This is a genomic window from Pseudomonadota bacterium (genome assembly GCA_036141575.1).
Taxonomy (GTDB): domain Bacteria; phylum Pseudomonadota; class Alphaproteobacteria; order UBA2136; family JAPKEQ01; genus JAPKEQ01.
The window spans coordinates 194,825-214,242 of sequence record JAYZXF010000011.1; the positions used below are offsets into that span (position 1 = coordinate 194,825).

The 19,418-nt window shown below is 45.4% G+C and carries 17 protein-coding genes; 5 read left to right on the top strand and 12 right to left on the bottom strand.

Features of this window, described 5'->3' with window-relative positions; translation table 11 throughout:
* Positions 1-15 precede the first annotated feature (15 nt).
* The 5 genes from VX730_05390 to flhA are packed head-to-tail and all read right to left on the bottom strand — an operon-like array spanning position 16 to position 6,342.
* Complete coding sequence (locus VX730_05390; protein ID MEC9291819.1) at positions 16-366, bottom strand: hypothetical protein; 351 nt, start codon at positions 364-366, stop codon at positions 16-18.
* A 10-nt stretch (positions 367-376) separates the two neighbouring features.
* Positions 377-2,407 carry a hypothetical protein gene (locus tag VX730_05395; GenBank protein MEC9291820.1) on the bottom strand — a complete coding sequence of 677 codons (2,031 nt, stop codon included), beginning with the start codon at positions 2,405-2,407 and terminating at the stop codon, positions 377-379.
* A gap of 46 nt (positions 2,408-2,453) precedes the next feature.
* Positions 2,454-3,242, bottom strand: coding sequence for a MinD/ParA family protein (locus tag VX730_05400; protein MEC9291821.1), 789 nt, complete (start codon positions 3,240-3,242; stop codon positions 2,454-2,456).
* A complete protein-coding gene (locus tag VX730_05405; protein MEC9291822.1) occupies positions 3,239-4,231 on the bottom strand; it encodes a hypothetical protein in 993 nt (330 codons plus the stop codon). Before VX730_05405 ends, VX730_05400 begins: the two co-directional genes overlap by 4 nt.
* A gap of 14 nt (positions 4,232-4,245) precedes the next feature.
* A complete protein-coding gene (gene flhA, locus VX730_05410) occupies positions 4,246-6,342 on the bottom strand; it encodes a flagellar biosynthesis protein FlhA (protein MEC9291823.1) in 2,097 nt (698 codons plus the stop codon).
* 175 nt (positions 6,343-6,517) lie between these two features.
* On the opposite strand from flhA, the gene VX730_05415 reads away from it, so the two are divergent.
* Positions 6,518-7,174 (top strand): hypothetical protein, encoded by a 657-nt coding sequence (locus VX730_05415; GenBank protein MEC9291824.1) that lies wholly within the window; start codon positions 6,518-6,520, stop codon positions 7,172-7,174.
* A gap of 170 nt (positions 7,175-7,344) precedes the next feature.
* Here the strand turns inward: VX730_05415 and fliW are convergent, their stop codons facing one another.
* The 5 genes from fliW to VX730_05440 form a co-directional block, all read right to left on the bottom strand.
* Entirely contained in the window at positions 7,345-7,815 is a 471-nt protein-coding gene (gene fliW / locus VX730_05420; GenBank protein ID MEC9291825.1) for a flagellar assembly protein FliW, read from the bottom strand.
* A gap of 5 nt (positions 7,816-7,820) precedes the next feature.
* Positions 7,821-8,066, bottom strand: coding sequence for a carbon storage regulator CsrA (gene csrA / locus VX730_05425; protein ID MEC9291826.1), 246 nt, complete (start codon positions 8,064-8,066; stop codon positions 7,821-7,823).
* Positions 8,067-8,149: 83 nt separating this feature from the next.
* Complete coding sequence (locus VX730_05430; GenBank protein ID MEC9291827.1) at positions 8,150-9,058, bottom strand: flagellin; 909 nt, start codon at positions 9,056-9,058, stop codon at positions 8,150-8,152.
* 12 nt (positions 9,059-9,070) lie between these two features.
* Positions 9,071-10,873 carry a flagellar hook-associated protein FlgK gene (gene flgK / locus VX730_05435; GenBank protein MEC9291828.1) on the bottom strand — a complete coding sequence of 601 codons (1,803 nt, stop codon included), beginning with the start codon at positions 10,871-10,873 and terminating at the stop codon, positions 9,071-9,073.
* A 108-nt stretch (positions 10,874-10,981) separates the two neighbouring features.
* The gene (locus VX730_05440) at positions 10,982-11,881 is read right to left on the bottom strand and encodes a bifunctional 5,10-methylenetetrahydrofolate dehydrogenase/5,10-methenyltetrahydrofolate cyclohydrolase (protein ID MEC9291829.1); all 900 of its coding nucleotides are present in this window, start codon (positions 11,879-11,881) and stop codon (positions 10,982-10,984) included.
* Positions 11,882-11,979: 98 nt separating this feature from the next.
* Between VX730_05440 and VX730_05445 the strand changes: the two genes are divergently transcribed.
* Complete coding sequence (locus VX730_05445; GenBank protein ID MEC9291830.1) at positions 11,980-13,116, top strand: FAD-binding oxidoreductase; 1,137 nt, start codon at positions 11,980-11,982, stop codon at positions 13,114-13,116.
* A 2-nt stretch (positions 13,117-13,118) separates the two neighbouring features.
* Positions 13,119-14,924 (top strand): single-stranded-DNA-specific exonuclease RecJ, encoded by a 1,806-nt coding sequence (recJ, locus tag VX730_05450; GenBank protein MEC9291831.1) that lies wholly within the window; start codon positions 13,119-13,121, stop codon positions 14,922-14,924.
* A 128-nt stretch (positions 14,925-15,052) separates the two neighbouring features.
* Here recJ and VX730_05455 read toward each other — a convergent pair whose 3' ends face one another.
* Positions 15,053-15,934: a GGDEF domain-containing protein gene (locus VX730_05455; GenBank protein ID MEC9291832.1), complete on the bottom strand. Its 882-nt coding sequence runs from the start codon at positions 15,932-15,934 to the stop codon at positions 15,053-15,055.
* A 122-nt stretch (positions 15,935-16,056) separates the two neighbouring features.
* Here VX730_05455 and VX730_05460 point away from each other — a divergent pair, with 122 nt between their 5' ends.
* Positions 16,057-16,944, top strand: a complete 888-nt coding sequence (locus VX730_05460) for a hypothetical protein (GenBank protein MEC9291833.1) — start codon at positions 16,057-16,059, stop codon at positions 16,942-16,944.
* A 79-nt stretch (positions 16,945-17,023) separates the two neighbouring features.
* Positions 17,024-17,575 (top strand): hypothetical protein, encoded by a 552-nt coding sequence (locus tag VX730_05465; protein MEC9291834.1) that lies wholly within the window; start codon positions 17,024-17,026, stop codon positions 17,573-17,575.
* Between the two features lie 2 nt (positions 17,576-17,577).
* Here VX730_05465 and VX730_05470 read toward each other — a convergent pair whose 3' ends face one another.
* Positions 17,578-19,404 carry an EAL domain-containing protein gene (locus VX730_05470; protein MEC9291835.1) on the bottom strand — a complete coding sequence of 609 codons (1,827 nt, stop codon included), beginning with the start codon at positions 19,402-19,404 and terminating at the stop codon, positions 17,578-17,580.
* Positions 19,405-19,418: the final 14 nt, after the last annotated feature.

Here is a 19,418-nt window from a genome sequence, read left to right on the forward strand (position 1 = left end):
TGATCAGGTTGAGGGTTAATAGATTGTGCGCTTTGTGAGTTCGTCATTCAGGAGGTCTTCAAGGCTTTTGGGAAGGCTCAATCCTGGCTGAATCTCTCTTGTAGACATACTACTCTGCTCTGAAACAAACACCATCTGCAACGCTTTAGGCATAAGGTCGTGGTAAACCTTATGTTTCAGAGTCTGCAAATCATCAACATTCTCAATCTTAGAATCTGATAGCCATGTATCAAGCGCACTGGTATCAACTGTATGCTTATCACACAAGTAGCTTACATGGAGTTTGCCGCCCTCTAAATTGGTGCTCAGGCGCACGAGAGGCCATGCAGAGTCACTTTTCACATCGATCAGTTCAGGGAATGCCATGTTTTTATCCTTATACATTCATATTGAATTGTGTGTCGCCAGTGAGCTCAGCTCCAGTTACTGGAGGTGGTGGAAGCTCTTCAAGCACTTGAATATCAATTTTAGCGTCAAACCCGTAACCAGATCCAACGTTTTCAACCAGTTTTCTTAAGCCTTGTTCAGCATCTTTGCTCAGTGGGCGTTCAAGCTTCATATTTAAAACAAGAGACATGCCATCTACGCGGCCATCAAGGTGGATGGGGCCAAGCTCGCTAAGGCCGAAACGGAAGACAAATTGGCTTGATGGCGCTTTGCCGTCACCGCCTTTATCTCTCTTCCAGAAAAAGTGACCTTGGTCAGGTGTGTCTCCGTAATTTTCAAGGAATGGGAAAATGAGGCTACGCCAGCTGTTATCCCCAACATCATTACGAGCAGCCATATTAAGCTGAGATGTATCAGCGCTAAGGTCTACACCAAGTGCGCGTAAAATATTGACAGTATCTCGGTCTACAAAACGTGAAATGTCATTTTTAGCAACAGCTTCAGCAAAGGAGAGGAAAGGACCCATGAAGCCTTCACCGAGGCGTGGCAAACTATCATAAAGCTTTGTACCAGCGTCATCATGGCCTTTTTGGTAAAGTATCTCGAGCGCTTTAAACAAGCCGTCCCATTTTTGACCCATGGCCTCTTGCACTTGAGCGCCCGGCGTAAGGGAAGGCGTAATGATTTGGTTAATCATGGTGGTGCCGTCAGGTTTGTTGCTGAGTACAAGCTTGGTACCTACTGGGAGAGGTGTTTCTGATGGGGCCCCAATAATAAGAGGCGGTCGCCCTTCCAGTTTAATGCTGTAAAACCCTTCGCCCATTTGAGATTGGATGACAGCGACTTGTTGGCCGGGTTGTGCCGTACCTGCTGCTGGGGCAGGGGTAAAGACAACTTGGTTGATTGCTGTCATGGTGCCTGATGGCCTGCCTGTTGGCGTTGGTTTAAAGCTGATACGTGCATGCCCATCTACCGGAATTGGTGAGGGGGTGCGGAGTGTAGGAACATCCTTCGCTGGAAGTGCGCTTGCTTCTGCACCTCTATTGAGTGAAACAGGCGTTTCAAACTGTAATGTTTTTTGTGCATTGAGGGACACTGTCACAGGTGCGCTCTGTACAGGGTATAGTCTCACGCGAGGAGCTTCAGAAAGTGGCTGCTTAACTTGTGCTTGTGCGGCTTCTGGCGCTGCTGAAAGCTTTTGTAAAATGAGCTGTTCTAAAGGTTTTGAAACGTGAGTTTGGCTGACAGGAATGGTACGCGGCGCAAGTGCTTCGGTGCGCCCTTGTGTTGATGGCGTGCTTGGTTGTGGCAAAGCTTCAGGCTTCACGTTGATAGATTCAATACTGACCTTAACAGGCTGCCCTGTCGTTGTGGATGGGTTTCCTGATGGTTTAATATTGAGTGTTGTGCCAACTGGCAGTTTTTGTGGCAGTTTCACAGTAAAATCTTGGGTCCCACGATTCGTCGGGGAGAGGACTGTTAGTATAAGCTGTGATGTCCCTGTTTGGCTTGAGGTTGGGGTATGGCCTGTCACGCGCACCTCAACAGGTGTACTTGGTAGAGTTAAGGGCGCGCCTTTACTTGTTGGCTGAGCTGTATGCGTGCCTGTTAAAACTGCTTTTAGACCATCGAGTGGAAGTTGTGCCCCTTTGGTGGCAGTTGCGTTTGTAGAAGCTGAAGCTGCGCTGCTTGCTGCTTGATCTGCGCCTTTGCTTGGTACAGTGGCCTGTGGAAGTTCAAATCGAAGCGTTTGAGCTTTTTTGCCAGCATGAGTGATGCGAAGCTTAAGTTCTGTACCTTTTGGCAGAGGAGGCGTGATGCGAGCTTGTACTTCTCGTCCATCACTTAAACGAACCGTAGATTCACCTTTGCTGTTACTGCGAACAATCTGTGCCTCTATCTCTCCTTTTGGAACGGGGTCTTTAAGAGGAGGGTTAAAAGATACAGAAACCTCACGACGGCTCGGTGTGCCGGCTTGACCGACAATAACAAGCTGCGTACTGGTACTAAGTGTGTTCATGACCTATTTCATTCAAAAATAACGCCAAACTTACGAAAAACAGGCCTTAAGCGGCTTGTTTTTCGCGTTTTGGAGCAATTTTCTTCGCAATTGTGGTCAAAGCGCGTACGGCATCGCAGTTTGGAAAGGCTTGAGACGCCACTTTCTGCATTTTAACAGCGGCAGCATACTGGCGATCATGCGGAACAATACCAACAAGTGGCAGATCAATTTTTAGGAATTTTTCAGCCGCAGTTTTGATCTTTTCGTATGTCATACGGCCCTCAGCTTCACTACCCGCATTGTTTACAAGAATCTCACAAGTTGACTTGTTGTAACGAACTTTTAAAAGCTTTGCGACAGCATAAGCATCAGTAATTGAACTTGGGTCTGGTGTTGTTACCAATAGAGTACGGTCTGCGTATTCTACAAACGTCAGAACTTCTTTACCAACACCTGCGGCAACATCAATAAGCACCACATCAAAAGCACCTGCCACGTTGCGGAGCTCTTTGAGGATGTCACGTTGCTCTAGAGCCGTTAGGAAAGGCAGTTGCTCATGGCCACTGCGCCCTGGAATTACCCAAAAACCACGCTCACTTTTAGAGATCACTTCTTCCAAAGTTGCTTGGCCTGCAATCACATGGCCAAGATCTTTGTTTGGTGTCATACCAAGTTGTACATCTACGTTACCAAGACCCATATCACCATCAAATACAAGAACCTTAAGCCCTTGTTGTGTTAGAAGCGTTGCAAGGTTCAGTGTCATACCTGTTTTACCTGCACCCCCTTTACCACTCGCCATTGCGATGATAGGTGTTGTTGCAATTTTCAAAGATGTTTCGTTTAGGTTCATGCTGCGTCCTCCCATGGGTAGCGCGGTGATGTTGAAATTTTTTGTGCAAGACTGGCGGCATCCAGCTCAACCAAGTCATCTGGAATGTTTGGACCATCTGTGATGTAGCAGACTTTAAGGCCGCTACTTACAGCAAGATTAATAAGTCCGCCGTAGTGCATGGTTTCATCCAGTTTTGTAAAGATAAGCGTATCTGGCGTGAGTGCTGCATAAGCACTTGGAAGCATCAGTAGCTCTTTATCATGGAGAGAACCTGGTGCAACAAGGTGCAGCTGAAGGTCTTTCAATCCAAGCTCTTGCAGTGTGCTTGCCAGAGAAGATACCTGATCTTTCTTGTAAGGGCTAAGGCCCGGCGTATCAATGAGAAGGTAATCCGCATTCTTCACAGATTGAGGGACTTTATCCCAGTCTTCTTTACTGCTCACCATGTAAGCTTTTTCACCAATCGCTTTTGCAAAGATATTGATTTGCTCAAAGGCACCAATCTTACCGAAGTCTAGCGTGATGAGGCCAATGCTTTGGTTGTTCATCTTTTTCTGTACGGCAATTTTACAAAGCGTGGTTGTTTTTCCACTGCCGTTTGGACCGAGGAAAACATGTGTTTTACTTTTATCGAAGGCTTCAGCTGGCGCTGCAAATGGAACAATCTTCCCAAGCACCATATCCAGTGTATCTGTGCTATCAAAGCCTGTTTCTTCTAAAGCTGAAATCGCACGGGTAACTTTTGTTGAAATCTCTTCATCAATACCGTGTTGATTCAAAATCGCTTCAAGGCCATGGGTTGCCCTCTGCGTTTTAGGACGTAGAGGAATTGCTGCTGGTGCATCTTCTTTTTTCTCCGTCTCAATCGCTGCGGTCACTTCAAGCATTGTGCCTGTTTCGCCCGTAATCTTTTCTTGGCTGAGAATAACGGCATCTTCACCAAGAGAGTCACGGATCATGCCGAGCGCTTCTCCCATGTTCTTCGCTTGGAACTTCTTAATTTTCATAAATCATATCCCCTTTATAGGCTTCCTAGCGTTCTAATTTTAACTTTTGGATGCACTTCTGCCTGTGAAATGACAGGGACAGAAGGCAGGGCTCTCTCAAGGAGAGAGCGGACAAATGGCCGGTTGCGGGCTGAGGTTAAGAGCACCGGCTGTTCGCCTGTCATCATGTGGTTCTCAAAGGTGTCTTTGAGTGTGTTCATGAAGGCTTGAACCTTTGTTGGTTCCATCGCGAGTTGGCGCTCCTCTCCATGGGTATGGATGCTTGCGCTAAATTCTTTTTCCCATCCGCCGCTGAGTGACACTACAGGAATTACACCATCAGGGTTAATGAGGCTCACACAGATTTGACGGGCAAGGTGGGCACGTACAATTTCTGTGAGTTGAGTAATACTTTTTGTTTGCGTTACGGCGTCGCTGAGAGCTTCTAAAATGCTTGGAAGATCGCGGATAGATACGCGCTCTTTCAGCAGCGTTTGCAGTACTTTTTGCAGGATGCCCATGCTCATTTGTGCAGGGATCAGTTCATCAATCAGCTTGCCATGACTCTCACGGATTTCATCCAGAAGTTTCTCTGTTTCATTACGTGTGAGGAGCTCTGCCATGTTGTCTTTAATGACTTCTGTCAGGTGCGTCGTGATCACTGTTGCAGGGTCTACCACTGTGTAGCCGTTAAAGGATGCTTCTTCACGTTTATGCTCAGGAATCCATGTTGCAGGTAGGCCAAATGTTGGTTCAACTGTTTGCTCACCTTCTAGGCTCGGCGCAGTCCCTGTTGGGTCCATAGCCATCAGTTTACCTGGCTGGAGGGCGCCATCACCGGCATCAATATCTTTAATGTAGAGGCGGTAATCCCCTTGGCCAAGTTGCATGTTATCTTGGATACGAATACTCGGCACAACAAATCCAACATCCTTTGCCATTTGGCGGCGCATCGCTTTAATTTGTTCTGTGAGTTTGCCACCTTTAGATTCATCAATCAGTGCAAGCAAGCCATAGCCAAGCTCAAGGCGCAGTGTGTCCACATGTAGAATGCTTGAAATTGGCTCTTCTTGAGGTTTGAAATCTTCCTCTTCAAGTTCAGTAGCTGCTTCAATCACGTCTTCTTCAACAGGGAAGAACCGCTCTTGGTTTTGCAGCATATAGCCAAGGCCACCAATGAGTGATGCCATCACCCAAAACGGCATGAGTGGCATGTTCGGCATAAGAGAAAGTAACACAAGTAGGCCTGCTGCTGTGTAAAGCGCACCAGGGTTCTTACCAATTTGTGAGAAGACAACTTTACCCGCAGCTTCACTTGTACCGCTTTTCGCAACAAGAAGACCTGCAGATAGTGAAATAACAAGGGCAGGGATCTGAGCCACCAGACCATCACCAACAGTTAGGAGCATGTAGCGGTTGGCAGCCTCAGAGAAGGCCATATCATGTGTGACCACACCAATACCCACACCAACAGCAATGTTAAGACCTGTAATAATCAGGCCAGCAATCGCGTCACCACGTACGAATTTCGAGGCACCATCCATGGCCCCGTAGAAACCTGTTTCGCTCTCAAGCTCTTTACGGCGCAGGCGTGCATCATCTTCTGTGATAAGGCCTGCATTTAGGTCAGCATCAATCGCCATTTGTTTACCCGGTAAACTATCAAGTGTGAAACGTGCAGCAACTTCAGCAATACGCGTAGAACCTTTGGTGATCACCACAAAGTTCACAATAATAAGGATCAGGAAGATGATCATACCAATAATAAATTGGCCGCCCATCACAACTGTACCAAAGGCTTCAATCAGTTTACCTGCTGCGTCAGGGCCTGTATGTCCGTCACTTAAAATCAATCTGGTTGAGGCAACGTTAAGCGCAAGGCGAAGCATTGTTGTAATCAGGAGAAGCATTGGGAATGCACTGAAATCCATAGCCCTTTGCACAAACATAACTGTGAGAAGAATGATGACACCTGCTGTAATACTGAGTGTAAATAGCATGTCCATCACAACAGATGGCATTGGGACAAATAACAGCACCAAAATACCCATCACACCAAGGGCGAGCGCAATTTCACTTTGTCTCAAGGTCTTAAGACCCAAAGCAAGCGCGTTTGGTTTGGAATCAGCCATATTATTGTTATTTTCCCACAATCTCTGCCCTTATTATGACGAAAATGTAACGAAAAGCCAAGGCCCTTCGGTATTTTCTAGGGGATCTGTGATGTTTACGCGACAGGCTGGACGTGCTATAGAGTGTGTGCTTTAATCTAGTCTAACCGTTTCTTTTAACGAAAGGGCCGTATCTATGGCAAATTCTGTAATTATCTTGGACTATGAATATTGGACAGCTGAAGGCGCACATGACCGCAAGCGACGTGGCATGTATGATCTTCCCCCGCTTCTTGTGCAAATGGGTGTGATTCGTCTGAGCCTTGAAGATGGGCTTCCTGAGCTTGAAGCGTTGGATGAAATTGTGATTCCGCGTGATCTTGCAGGAAATCAGGTGGAGCTTGATCAATTTGCGGAAGAGCTGTTTGGTTTTGGCAACCAAGAGATCAATAATCGTGGTCTTGAACTTGCGCCAGCTATGAAAATTCTGAAAGACTTTGTGGGCGATGATCTTGTGTTTAGCTTTGGTCCAGATGATCTTAGCTGCAGTGCACAAACCTGTTACATTCACGGTGTAGAACATGCATTCCCGCATAAGCAAGCCCGTGACGTGCGTAAAATTTTTTACAAGGCAGGGGTAGATGAAGAAAGCTTGATGAAGGTTAGCAGTGGTGACTTTGCTGAGTTTCTTGGCCTTCCTAAGCCTGAAGGGCATCACACGCACAATGCTTTGGATGATGTACGTTCAATTGCACGCGGTCTGCGCTATTTTATTGAGCAGGGCAAAATTGATGTGAAAGAACTCACGATGGCAGGGTATCCGTACCCTTGGGGTGAGAACGACATCATTTAAATTCTACTCAGCTGACCTGCAAATTACTTTGTAATCCAGTGCTTGCCTTCATGTATGTTTTATGCACTTCAGGCATCGCGCTTCTTACAAAATAATTTTCGCTACAGCTGAGCGAATTTAATCAATATAAAAAAGAGCGCCATTGGCGCTCTTTTCTTTTTAAATCAGACTTAGATTTTATGTTGAGTTGTGTATTCGTTACTGCTTAGGATGTGCTGGTAACCTTCACGTTTTTTGCTATCAAGCATGAGAGGAGCGCGCAGGTTTGCTGTCAGGAAGAAAGAATCACCTTGCTCGTAGAGTGTTAGAATCACAAGGAATTGAGTTTCCTTAGCGTCCATTTTACGTGCTGCAAGAGCATCTTTCTTGTCCTTTTCTTTAATCTCAAGGCCAAGAATTGCAGGGTCAGCTACCATAAATGTTACGCTAGGGTCGCTGATGCAGTGCATCAATAGAATAGGAGACTCATCGCCACCAGGCATACGAGAGAGGCCAAACACTTTACAATGTGGAAACCCAAGAACACCTTGGTCAAAGCCGACCAAGCGATCTTCACGGAGGGTTACATCACCAAAGCGCGTGCTGTAAGTAAGAACGTTACTGCTGTTCGCTGTATCTGAAACTGTTGCTGTATGGTTCATGAGGGCTATTTATCTCCTTTAGAGGGTTTTCCAATAGATTTGAGGGCATCGAGAATTTGTTCCGGCTTCACATCGGCTGCGGCTTTGTTCTCTTCTTGAATCTTGAGGTAGAGTTCTTTTCGGTAAACGGTGCTGCCATCTGGAAACTCGAAACCAAGCTTCACGCGGTTGCCACGTACGTCGACAATTTTGACTTCGATGTCGCCATTGATAATCACCGATTCGTCCTGCCGTCTGGTAATCAGTAGCATTAAGGAGTGTGTCCCACATTATTATTTGTTGTCGGTGTATTGTGGCTGACTGTTGCATCATTGTCTAGTGTTTCTCCCTACTCTTAAATGAAGTCTAATAGAGAAGTAGATTGCAGGCGTGCTAAAATAGCCATAGATGACTCAAGTACGGCTTGGTTGGCACTGTAATTACTAATGGCTTCTGTAATATCTGCTTTTTCAATATCGTCCACGCGCTCAGTAATGTTAATATTTGCGCTTTCATGACGATCTTTAAGCAGGTTGAGAGACTCAATCTGTCCACCAATTTCACCAAGCATGTCGCTTAGTTCTGTTTGAGCATTGTTTAGGAGCTCAATCGCATTATCGATCTCAGTTGTTGAGTTGTTCTCAAGGCCAAACCATAGGGCTTCAAGGCCGGCAAGCATATCTGCAAAACCTTGTTGATCACCTGTTACACCGTATGGAATTTGAATGCCTTCACCTGTAATCACACTTGGGCGTGCTACGTCACCAGTGTAGTAGGTTGTTGGCGCAGGGTTACCTGGAGAGATGTTAGCCGTTGGCGACTGGTTGAGTGGTGGGTTTTCACTTGCCTGACCAGAGAAAATATAACGGCCTTCAAACTGTGTTTGGAACAGTTGATAAAACGTACGCGTGAGGGCTTCTGCTTTTGGGGCGAGGGCGGCGCGTGATTCTGCACTATTTTCATTACGACCAAGTGTCCAGAGGTTAGAGGCATCAGCCATGAGGTCTGATAGACCTTGCAGGGCATTTTCAGATGAACTTAGACGGGCTGTAACATCTTCAATGTTACGAATGTAGCGCTCGTTGCTGGATCTCAGTTCTTTTAGGTCAAATAGGGCATTTGTTTCCGTAGAAATATCTTCGTAACGACGCGCTTCAAGGCCAGAAGAAATCTGATATGTATTTTTAGCAATTTGCACATTGCTTGTTTGCAGCCTGTTTACAAGGGTTGAGTTCAAAAATGATGTAGAAATTCTAGTAACCATATGTTTTACCCTTTATACAATTTGCAGGAGCGTGTCGTATAGCTCGTCAATTGTTGTGATCACTCGCGCAGACGCCTGAAACGCATTCTGGAAGAGCATCATGTTTGCAAGTTCTTCATCCATGTTTACGCCACTTGTGTTCGCAATACGTTCACTAATGTCATCGTAAACTTTTTGCACAAACTCTTGACGGTCATTAGCGTTATCAAGCTCTACAGCTAGTGTACCGTTAATATCGTTGTAGTAGCCTGTAAGTGTTGTACTTGTTGCGCCAATATCACCAGCAGCACCAAAGGCCACATCTGTTGTTGCAAGCTCAGAAAGCGCAATGGCATTTCTGTTATCGTAGAGTGAAAGGCCACCATCGCTTTCTCTCATGCGAGCGGAAGCAACAAGTTCAGGCGTTGCAACAATATCTGCGCGAATCGCCATTGTTGAAGCGTCACGTCCTGTAAAGAAGTTGTTCATACCAACTGCGCTGAGCATGTTTCCTGTTTCATCAGCAAGAACAAGGAAGTTACCAGACGTTTCTTGCACTTGAAGCTGTGGGTTACCATCGGCATCAACAGTTACACTGGCGTTTACCGTACCACCAATGTCTGCGTTACCGTTAATCGCAGCAGCGATATTTGCGTAAGTGATTGGACCTGCACCAAGGTTAATGCCACCGGCACCGCCACCTGCTGCAAGGGTTGTACTAATCATATTACCGTCAGCATCAACAACACTGACATTAAATGTAGAACCTGCTTGTAGTCCAAGTTCTGTTACAAGGTCTGCACCTGCACCAGAAAGGAGGTCACCGTTCCCACTTGTAAATGTATCTACTGGAGGCACACCTGTACCTTGGCTATGAATGGCGTTAAATTCAGAAATCACAACACGTGCGAACTCGTCCATTTCAGCCATTAAATCTGGAATCTCACTGTCACGAAGGTCTGCAAGTGCTTTAAAGCGGCCTGATGTAATACGGTTTGTATCAAGCTCCATTGGAAAGACTTGATTACTTGGAATGCCACTTGAAAGTGTTGGGCGGATACCCAAGTCTGAAAATGCCTGTGCTGGGTCAAATGGCACTTCTTCAAGCTGTGCAGCACTGTAGTCAACAAGTGTACGGCCGTTTTCAGCGGTTAGACGGGCGCGGCCTTCTTCAGAGTATGTCACGTTAATTGGAATGTACTCAGCAATAAACTCAATTGTACGTTCACGCTCATCAATCAGATCGTTGGCGTTGGCACCGTTAATTGTGTTTGAGCTCACCGCAACAATTTGCTGGTTCAAATCTGAAATATTTTGAAGCGCATCATTTACTGATGTGAGTTCATCTTTAATGCGTTGGTCAATTTGTAACTGAAGAGACTCGAGACCTTGTTGAATCTGGTTCACTGAATCCACAATAAACTGTCCAGCTGTTACCACACCGATACGCTGCGAGCTTGAATCAGGGTAGTTTGCAAGGTTTGAAAGCTCATCAAAGAAGTTGTTCATCAGGCTTTCAATACCGTTTGAATTACCAGGTTGGCTAAAGAGAACTTCAGCATTCTTTAGGTCGGCATAAAGTGTTTTGTTATAAGCAAGGTCACTCGTTTGGTCGACAAGGTTGTTCTGTAAAACACTGTCTACCGTACGGCGAATGCTTGAAATATCTACACCAGAACCAAAGCCTGCAACAGCAGTAGCGCCTTGAATCACTTCTTGGCGTGCATAACCTGGTGTATTGACGTTAGAAATGTTGTGGGAAATTGTTGATAAACCAGTCTGGCTCACTTGCATTGAGCGTACTGCCAATCCGAGGGTTGAGCTAAGTGATGGCATTTGGTTTTATCTCCTTAAGTTACATTTGGGCACTTTTCCTTAAGGTGTACGAGCAAAACGCATGCCAAAAACGCATGAGAATTTAAAAATGTGTGATTTTTGCCAATTTTATGAAAGGTCAGGTGCTGGCCAAGTTGGTGCTTCTAGGCCGTGGCTGAGATAGCTCGCATCAATGATATTCGTCATCAGAGAGGCAATTGTCATAGGGCCAACACCACCTGGGACAGGGGTCACAAAGCGTGCTTTTTTTGCACAATCTTGTGTCAGTATGTCGCCAGCAAGCTTGCCCTCATCTGTGCGCGTCGTGCCCACATCAATTAGAGAAGCGCCTTGCTTAATATGGTTGGCTGTAATCAGTCTCGGAACGCCGGCTGCGCTGATCACAATATCTCCAAGGCGTGTAAAGAAAGCTAGGTCGTCTGTCGCTTGGTGGCAAGTGATCACTGTTGCATCTGCATATGAGAGTAGGCTTGCCAGTGGGCGACCAACCACATTGGAACGGCCAATGACTGTTACGCTTTTGCCTTTAAGGGGTGTCCCTGTTGCTTCCAAAATGCGCATTACACCTACAGGGGTAGCGGGTTTAAGACCATTTAGAACACCATTTTCAAGGTTCCCTGCATTGTGCGTTGTAAGGCCATCAATATCCTTTGATGGTGGAATCATATCAATAAGGTCTTGCTTGTGTGGCGTAAGATGCTCAGGTAGAGGCAATTGTAGCAGAATGCCTGATACATCGGTGGCTGCAAGCAGCTGAATCGTTTCTTTTAGGTTTTCAAAAGTGGTATCAGCTGGAAGTTGGTGAACAACCGCATCAATGCCGAGCTTTTCCGCCATAATCGTCTTATGTCTGACATATATTTTAGAGGCTGGATTCTCCCCAACAAGGATAATGGCCATGCTTGGGGTAATTCCCTTTTCTTTTAAAGCTTTACAATGGCTTTCAGCAAGGGTTGTGTAGTGCTCCGCAAGGGCACGTGTACGAAAAAGTCTCTTAGAAAAGTACATTGTTACTAGGTGCTCCTGCCGAGTTCAGTTAAAATAAAAGCATATAAGAAGAATATAAAAAGAGAAAGAGCCTTGCCTGTCAAGGTTTGTAAGAGAATATGACAATCGATACAGCAGATATATGCATAGTAGGTGGCGGAATTATCGGAATGTATGCGGCTTACCGTTTTGCCGAAGAGGGAAAAACAGTTCGCTTGATTGATAAACTCTACGCAGGGTCTTCTCGTTATAACATCGGTGATATTCTTCATGCTGGGCATGTTCCAAGCGTGACGCCTTTTATGAGGTATTCTTACGAAAAATGGCGCGAGGCGGGCGAAAAACATGAAGAGACGTTTGGTTTAGAGCGTCGTGGTAGTGTTTACTTTTCTCGTACAGAGTCTCAGCACATTAGCCTTTTGGCAGAATCAACAAAACTTAAAGATGACGGTGTTGATTGTTTTTATGAATCAGATTTAGAAGCTCTTAAAGAGCATTTACAAGTAAATCGCCTGTCTGATGCGGTAAGAGGTGCATTAATTGCCCCACGTGATGCAGCCATCAACAGCCGCCTTGCTGTAGATGCTCTTCGCAAACATATTACACAAGGTGGTGTAAAAATTTGGGGGAGTGACGCTGTTGAGGAGTTTATCTTTGATGGAGAAAACAAAATTATTGGCGTGAAGACAGATAGTGGGGAGGAGTGCCATGCAGGCACAACTATTATCACATCAGGCATTTGGTCTAACCGCTTCCTAACAAGTATTAAGGGTGAAGTGCCAATGCGCCCAGCGCGTTGTCATGTCATTCAAGCGTTTCCAAATGGAAAAGTGCCTCACCAAATGATTGGTTACCGTCTTAAGTATGGTGAAATCCTCGCAAAATACCTTGATGATGGTCGTATGTTGATTTCTTACACAGCCCTTAAAGATCCTGCACAAGCGACAGGCCGCACAGAAACAGACGACCATGCGGTTGAGTTTACAATGCGTAACTTTGCAGATCTCCTCACGCCTATGGAAGGTGCTAAACTGCGTGAAGTGAATGTGATGAGTACAGCTGTTACACCTGATTATGCACCATACCTTGGGCAGAGTGAGCAGTATGAAGGTCTTACATATGCCATTGGCTTTAACGGTAAGAGTTATGCATATGCAGCAGGTGTTGCAGATGTTCTTTGTGATCTAACATCTGGCAGCGCCCCTAAAATTGACATTAGCGCCTTTTCACCACACCGAACTTTTGGTAAGAAGTAGGTATGACATCACAACCTATTTCAGCAGAAGCAACAACTGCTCTCTCAGCGACTGGTAAACGTTGGTCTCGCAGGAGCGATAACGACGAAGCCGTTTTTGATCTATCAAGTAAAACAGGCCTGCCTGAGAGTGTGGCGCACATTCTTGTTGGTCGTGGTATTACTGACCCTCAATCGGCAGTTTCATTCTTAGATGTCAATTTATCAGATTTAGAAGATCCGTCTCATTTGAAGGATATGGATAAGGCCGTTGAGCGCCTTGTTATAGCGCTTAAAAACAAGCAAACCATTGCTGTATTTGGTGACTATGATGTAGATGGTGGTTGTGCGAGTGCCATTCTTTTGCGCTACTTGCGTGCTCTTGGCGCTGAACCGCTCCTTTATATCCCTGACCGTATGACAGAAGGTTACGGCCCAAACCCAGAAGCGATGGATAAGCTGAAGGAAATGGGTGCAGAAGTTGTGATTACCGTAGACTGCGGAAGTGTCGCGTTTGAGCCTATGGCACGTGCTGCAGAAATTGGCCTTGATGTGATTATTACAGATCACCACCAAACTAAGCCTGAAAAGCCTGCTTGTGTTGCCTTTATTAACCCAAATCGGGTGGATGAAACATCACCATGCACAATGCTTAGTGGCGCAGGGGTCGCGTTTTATCTCGTGCTTGCACTGAACCGTGAACTTCGCGGGCAAAAATTCTTCACTGAGAATGACCTTAAAGAGCCTGATAGTCGTGAACTTCTAGACCTTGTGGCCGTCTCAAGTGTATGTGATATGGTCCCGCTGATAGGTGTAAACCGCATCCTCACAAAGCGTGGCCTCCAAATGATGGCCTCTTATAAAAACCAAGGCCTTAAGGCTCTTGCAGAAGTGTGCAGCATTACAGAACATCCCAATACGTACCATGCAGGGTTTTTGATTGGCCCTCGTATTAATGCGGGTGGTCGTATTGATTCTTGTGATCTTGGTGCCAGGTGTCTGTCTACAACTGATGAAAATGAAGCTCAAGCCCTTGCTGTGAAGCTTGATGGGCTGAACGTAGAGCGTAAACAAGTTGAAACAGAAGTTCTTGAAGATGCGATTATTCGTATGGATCAAGTTTTCCGTGAGGGTGATAATGCTTTGGTGGTTGAAGCGGAAGGTTGGCACCCTGGTGTTGTTGGTATTGTGGCAGCACGTTTGAAAGAAAAAGTACACCGCCCAACCTTTGTGATTAGTGTTGAGGACGGTGTTGGTAAAGGGTCTGGCCGTTCTATTTCAGGAATTGACTTGGGTAAAGCGCTGCGTGATAGCGAAGACCTGCTACAAAAAGGTGGGGGCCACGCTATGGCTGCCGGTCTGACCATTGATGCAGATAAAATTCATGAATTCCGCAAACGTCTGGATCAGTTGGTTGGTGAGCAGGCTGAAAAAGCAGGGAGAGATGTCTTTACGCCTGTAACGAAATTTGATGGTGTGCTCTCTCTATCATCTCTCACATCTGATTTTACCAGCCAACTTGATAAGCTTGCGCCATACGGTATGGGCAACCCTGAACCTAAATTTGTATTTAACGGTGTGCAAGTGGTGCGCTCTAAAGCTGTTGGTAAAGATGGCTCGCATGTACAGGTTTGGCTTTCAGATCGGTCTGGGAAAACAATTAGCGGTATTGCATTCCGTGCCATGGAAAGTGATCTCGGCCCACTGCTGATGAGCCGCCAGCCTATGGGTGTTTCAATCCTTGGAAGTATTAAAAAAGATACGTGGCAAGGTCGCGAGCAAATTAAGATTCATGTAGACGATGCCCGTCCCGGACAGTTCATCGGCTAAAGCTTATATGCAGGATAACTTTTCCCTTTTGCTTCAGCTGAAGTAGTTGGTACTACTCTGCGCTTTGCAAAAAGAAAAATTTACCTCTGCCTATATGCTTTATAAAGAGCGTAGATTTTAAGAAAAACCTACTCAGCCATTTCAATGCGGTTTCGGCCAGCTTCTTTCGCTTTGTAAAGGCCTTTATCTGCAACTTTAATCAGTTCGTCAGCGCTTTTATCGCCCGTTTCAGGATTTGTACAGATTCCACCACTCATGCTGACAGTATACTCTTCACTTTCAAAGGCTTTAAAGATCGCTTCACGCAAACGGTTCGCAAAGAGGAGGGCACCTGCTGTATCAACAGTTGGAAGAATAACAGCAAACTCTTCACCACCGTAACGCGCTGCTACGTCAAGCATGCGGACTTGTGAGCGGATCACGTCAGCAACCCCTTTAAGGACACGGTCGCCTTCAGCGTGACCATAAGTGTCATTCAATTTCTTAAAATGGTCTAAATCAAACATGAGGAGAGACAGTGCACCACCATAACGAACTTGGCGCTCGAGCTCTTCTTTTAGGCGATATTTGAAAGTGGCTTGATCAAAGAGCCCGGTCAGGCCATCACGTGTTGCCACATTTGTCAGAGAAGCCATTTTGCTCTCTTCAATAACTGTCACTGACTTCATCAAGTTGGCAATATTTGTCAGGTAATCATGTGTAGCTACTGGAATGCCAACGTCACGTCCTAGTGTCTGTTTCATCGCTTGTCTGTGTGCGCCAATTTCATCCCAAAGATGTTTGGCTTGACGGGCAGGGAAGGAGCGGTGTGTGAGGGCGTAAAGGATGTCAGAGTAAATGCCTTCACCGCGCTCATTCATAAGGCGCTCTAAGATATGTTGTTCACGTGCATTCATGGCACGGTCACCAGCAATGGCACTCACCATGCGTACATCAAGATCTACACGACTCATAAGAGTTTCGCGTTCGTTCTCAAGTGTTGGCGGTGTTTGTGCTGCTGTAAAATTCATGGGGCGTAGTATAGCGCTCTTTCTAAGAAACGACAATTGATCTTGAGTTTTTCAGCCTGTTTTGTTAAATATGAATACAACTTAATCTTCTTTTCTTTTCTCAAAATGTACGAGGTTCTCTCATGGGAGACATGGAAACTCTCTTTATTATTGGTGAGAACTTTTCCAAGGAAGGCGAAACATATAGCGGCGATGACTGGATTGCATCCCCGTTTAATGATGCCCGTGTTTGCGGTGTGTTTGATGGGGCGCGTTCCCCGCATGCAGACCTAAAAACCGTTGCAGGCTTTCCGAGTGATAAGTTCGTATCTAACTGGTTGAAGCAAGAGCTGCTTCAACAACTTCTTGATAACCCTATGGCACCGCTTGGTGCTTTGCTTCAAAGAACCAATTATGCTTATGGGGATATGTGGCCACAACTTCTGAGTAACGAAGGCATTAATACGCTTTTGAACCGGAAAGTGAATGCGCCTGCTTCTGCTTTTGCTGTGGCGATGGTGCGTGACGGTCTTCTGACTTGGGTGCAAGGTGCAGACTGTGTTCTATTTCTCATTCTTGCAGACGGAAAAGTGATTTCTTTGGCAGGTGATCAGTTCAGTGATATTGATCCTGCAAAAAAGAAGCAGCAAACTTGGGTTTCTGCTGCCAAACTTTTGGAAGAAGGTCACTCTGTGCAGGAAGTGCTACGGCGCGAAAATGAGATGATCGCTCATAACCGTGCCCTGCTGTACAACCAGCACGGTGGTATTGCTGTTTTGAATGGTGAACCAACTATGGATGAGGTGCTTGTTGCCGATACTATGGATGTCTCTTACCACTTGGATACGGGTGCCAAAATTCTGGCTATGACAGATGGGTGCTTCCAAAAACTGGATGACCGCTCTGAGTTTGCAGCAATGACGGCAGCTCAGTTGGTTGTTCAGAAAGGTTTGGACGGTTTGAAAGAAGCTCTGCTTCTCAAATCAAACCCGTTTCCAACAGATGCCACAGCTGTACTGATGGATCTGTAAAGCGATTGTTGCAGACACCCCTTTTAGGGGTGTCTGTTTTTTTGCTACAATAAACTATAGAGGAAAGACAGAAGAGTTCATGAACCAAACAATTGATAGCAACGTAACGCAAACGGCTTATAACGCTAAATCTAGCGGCTTTTTCTCTTGGGGACTCTTTATGGTTCTTATGGGCGGTGTGTGTGCTGTGACCATTGCGATTGAGCCTGTTGCGCCATACGCCAGCAAAGTTGCTAAAGTCTCCTCTGTTGAATGTTGTGCAGAAGGCCCTGTGCTTGTTGAGGAGCTTACAAGCTTGGATCGTGCTCTCTATACACTGGAAGATATGCAAAAGCAGCGTGAAGCGATGAAGAAGTTTAACTCTGTTAAAGATATACAGCTTAGTGCGCGTGATATTGCTGAACTAGAAGTCACCATGCGTCAAGCTGGTTTTAGTGAGGCCTATGTTTCTGACTTTGTTGCTAAGAAAAAAGCAGAACTGGCTCTAAACGCTGAAGATGATACTGGCGAGTTTGCTAAGTCTATTGCGAAAGAAATTATTCGCGAAGAAGTGAACTCAGTTGTGCACCGCGTGGATATGGTGACCCGTGTTGGTGGGTTTATTATGCGTAAGGTTCAAAACTCTCAGTAAGGTTAAGCAGCAGGCTTATATGTTGGGCTTGCAGAAGGCTTAGCGATACCAAACCCTTGTACCAGTTCAATACCAATTTTTTGACATAGAGCAATAAACTGCTGATCTTCAACGCGCTCTGCAATAAGTGGAATGCCGACTTCTTTTGCTGTTTGAGCAATGATAATGAGCTCTTTCAGTTTCTCTCTGTCCGTGATTGGGAAGTGGAACGCGTTGACTTTGACAAAGTCTAGCTTAAGAGCTTTGGCAGCTTTAATGGTGTTAGCGCCACCACCAAAGTAGTCAAAGGCAAAGCGTACACCCATAGAGTGACACTCACGAATAAACTTCATAACGTTCTTATCTTCAATGATTTCGCGAGAGTTCAATTCAAAGACAATCTTTTTGCTGAGGGCCGCATTTTTACCTGTAATTTTCTTCATGAAGTTTTCTAGGAAGGCAATGTTCTCAAAGGTATCACCTGAAAGGTTAACTGAGAGAGGAACAGGAAGGCCTTGAGCTGAAAGCTTGAGGTGTTTATCAAATACTGTGTGAATGGCACCTTGGTCAATGAGGTGGACAATGTTCTCTTTGTGGGCAACAGGCATAAAAATATCTGGCGTCATTACATTGCCGTTCTCATCAATAATGCGTGAGAACACTTCATACATAATTGGGCTACCTGTCTTTACATCCACAATTGGCTGGTATAGGAGCGCAAAACGTTGCTCTTTCATAGCGGTGCGGATGCTATAGGCAATAACATGTTCTTTATCTTTAAGATCTTTAGGGGCTTTATCAGGCCCTCTTTGAGGCTTTTTAGAGTCTGCTGCCGTTTGTGTGTATGAGCCACGAGATTCTGCGCCAAGCTTCTTGGTTTTTGCAATGCCTTGCTCAAGAAACTTGTCTTTAATAACCTCAATTGGCCCTTTACCTGGCCATAAAATGATAAGGAGTGAAAGGAGTGTTGCAATGCTCCATGTGAGAATTTTGGCAAACTTGCTGTACCCAGCAAGAGCTTCTTCAGGAACAAATGCACTATAGGCGATATGGTCAAATTCGTTCGGCTGAGATGTTTTTAGGAGGACTGTACCATGTTCTCCAAGCTCAAATGTACCTGGATTTTCAATGAAATCCTCATTGAGTGGTGAGTTGAAAATGGAGTTGAATGAATGTCCATGAATCACATCATCTTCAAATGAGAATGTAGCAAGGTGCTGTCCACCATGATGTTGGTGAACTTGGAAGAACATATCCTTACTGTGAGCTAGGTTAAAGACGTCTTTTTTGAGAGAGTCTAAAACAAGGCCTGCAGGTGTAAGGAAGAACGCATATCCTGTAGCTGTGCCTAGTTCTGTGGCAACCACTTGTCCAATAACAAAGTAAGGCGATGTACCCATATTTGTGATAAGGAAAAGCTGTTCTTTTTCTTGTGCTGCAATCTTCTTTAAAATTTCTTGTGTCTCTTCTGGTAGGGGCATTGCAGAATCAACAGGAATAAAGGGTTGGTTCTTGCTAAGTAGAGAGTATGTGTAGAGGTTTTTGATGCCTGTAATATAACTAAACTGTTTAAGAAGAACCTTAATCCCATTGATTGATCCTGGGTTATCAGGCTCTGACATGTATTGTGAAAGTTCAGGCTTTTGGGCGAGGCCATCAATTTCTTTGGCTTGTTCTCTAATCCACTTGTTAAAGGCAAGCTCGCCAGCTTTACTATAAGATGCTGTGTGCTCAAGCCATTTGACGTGTGTATTTTGATTAAATGAAAAGTGAAGAAAGCTTGCAAATACCATGAAGATCAACGCGGTAAAAATGCGAGGAAGGTACACTTGAATTAGTTTAGATTTCATTTAAGTTTACAAGT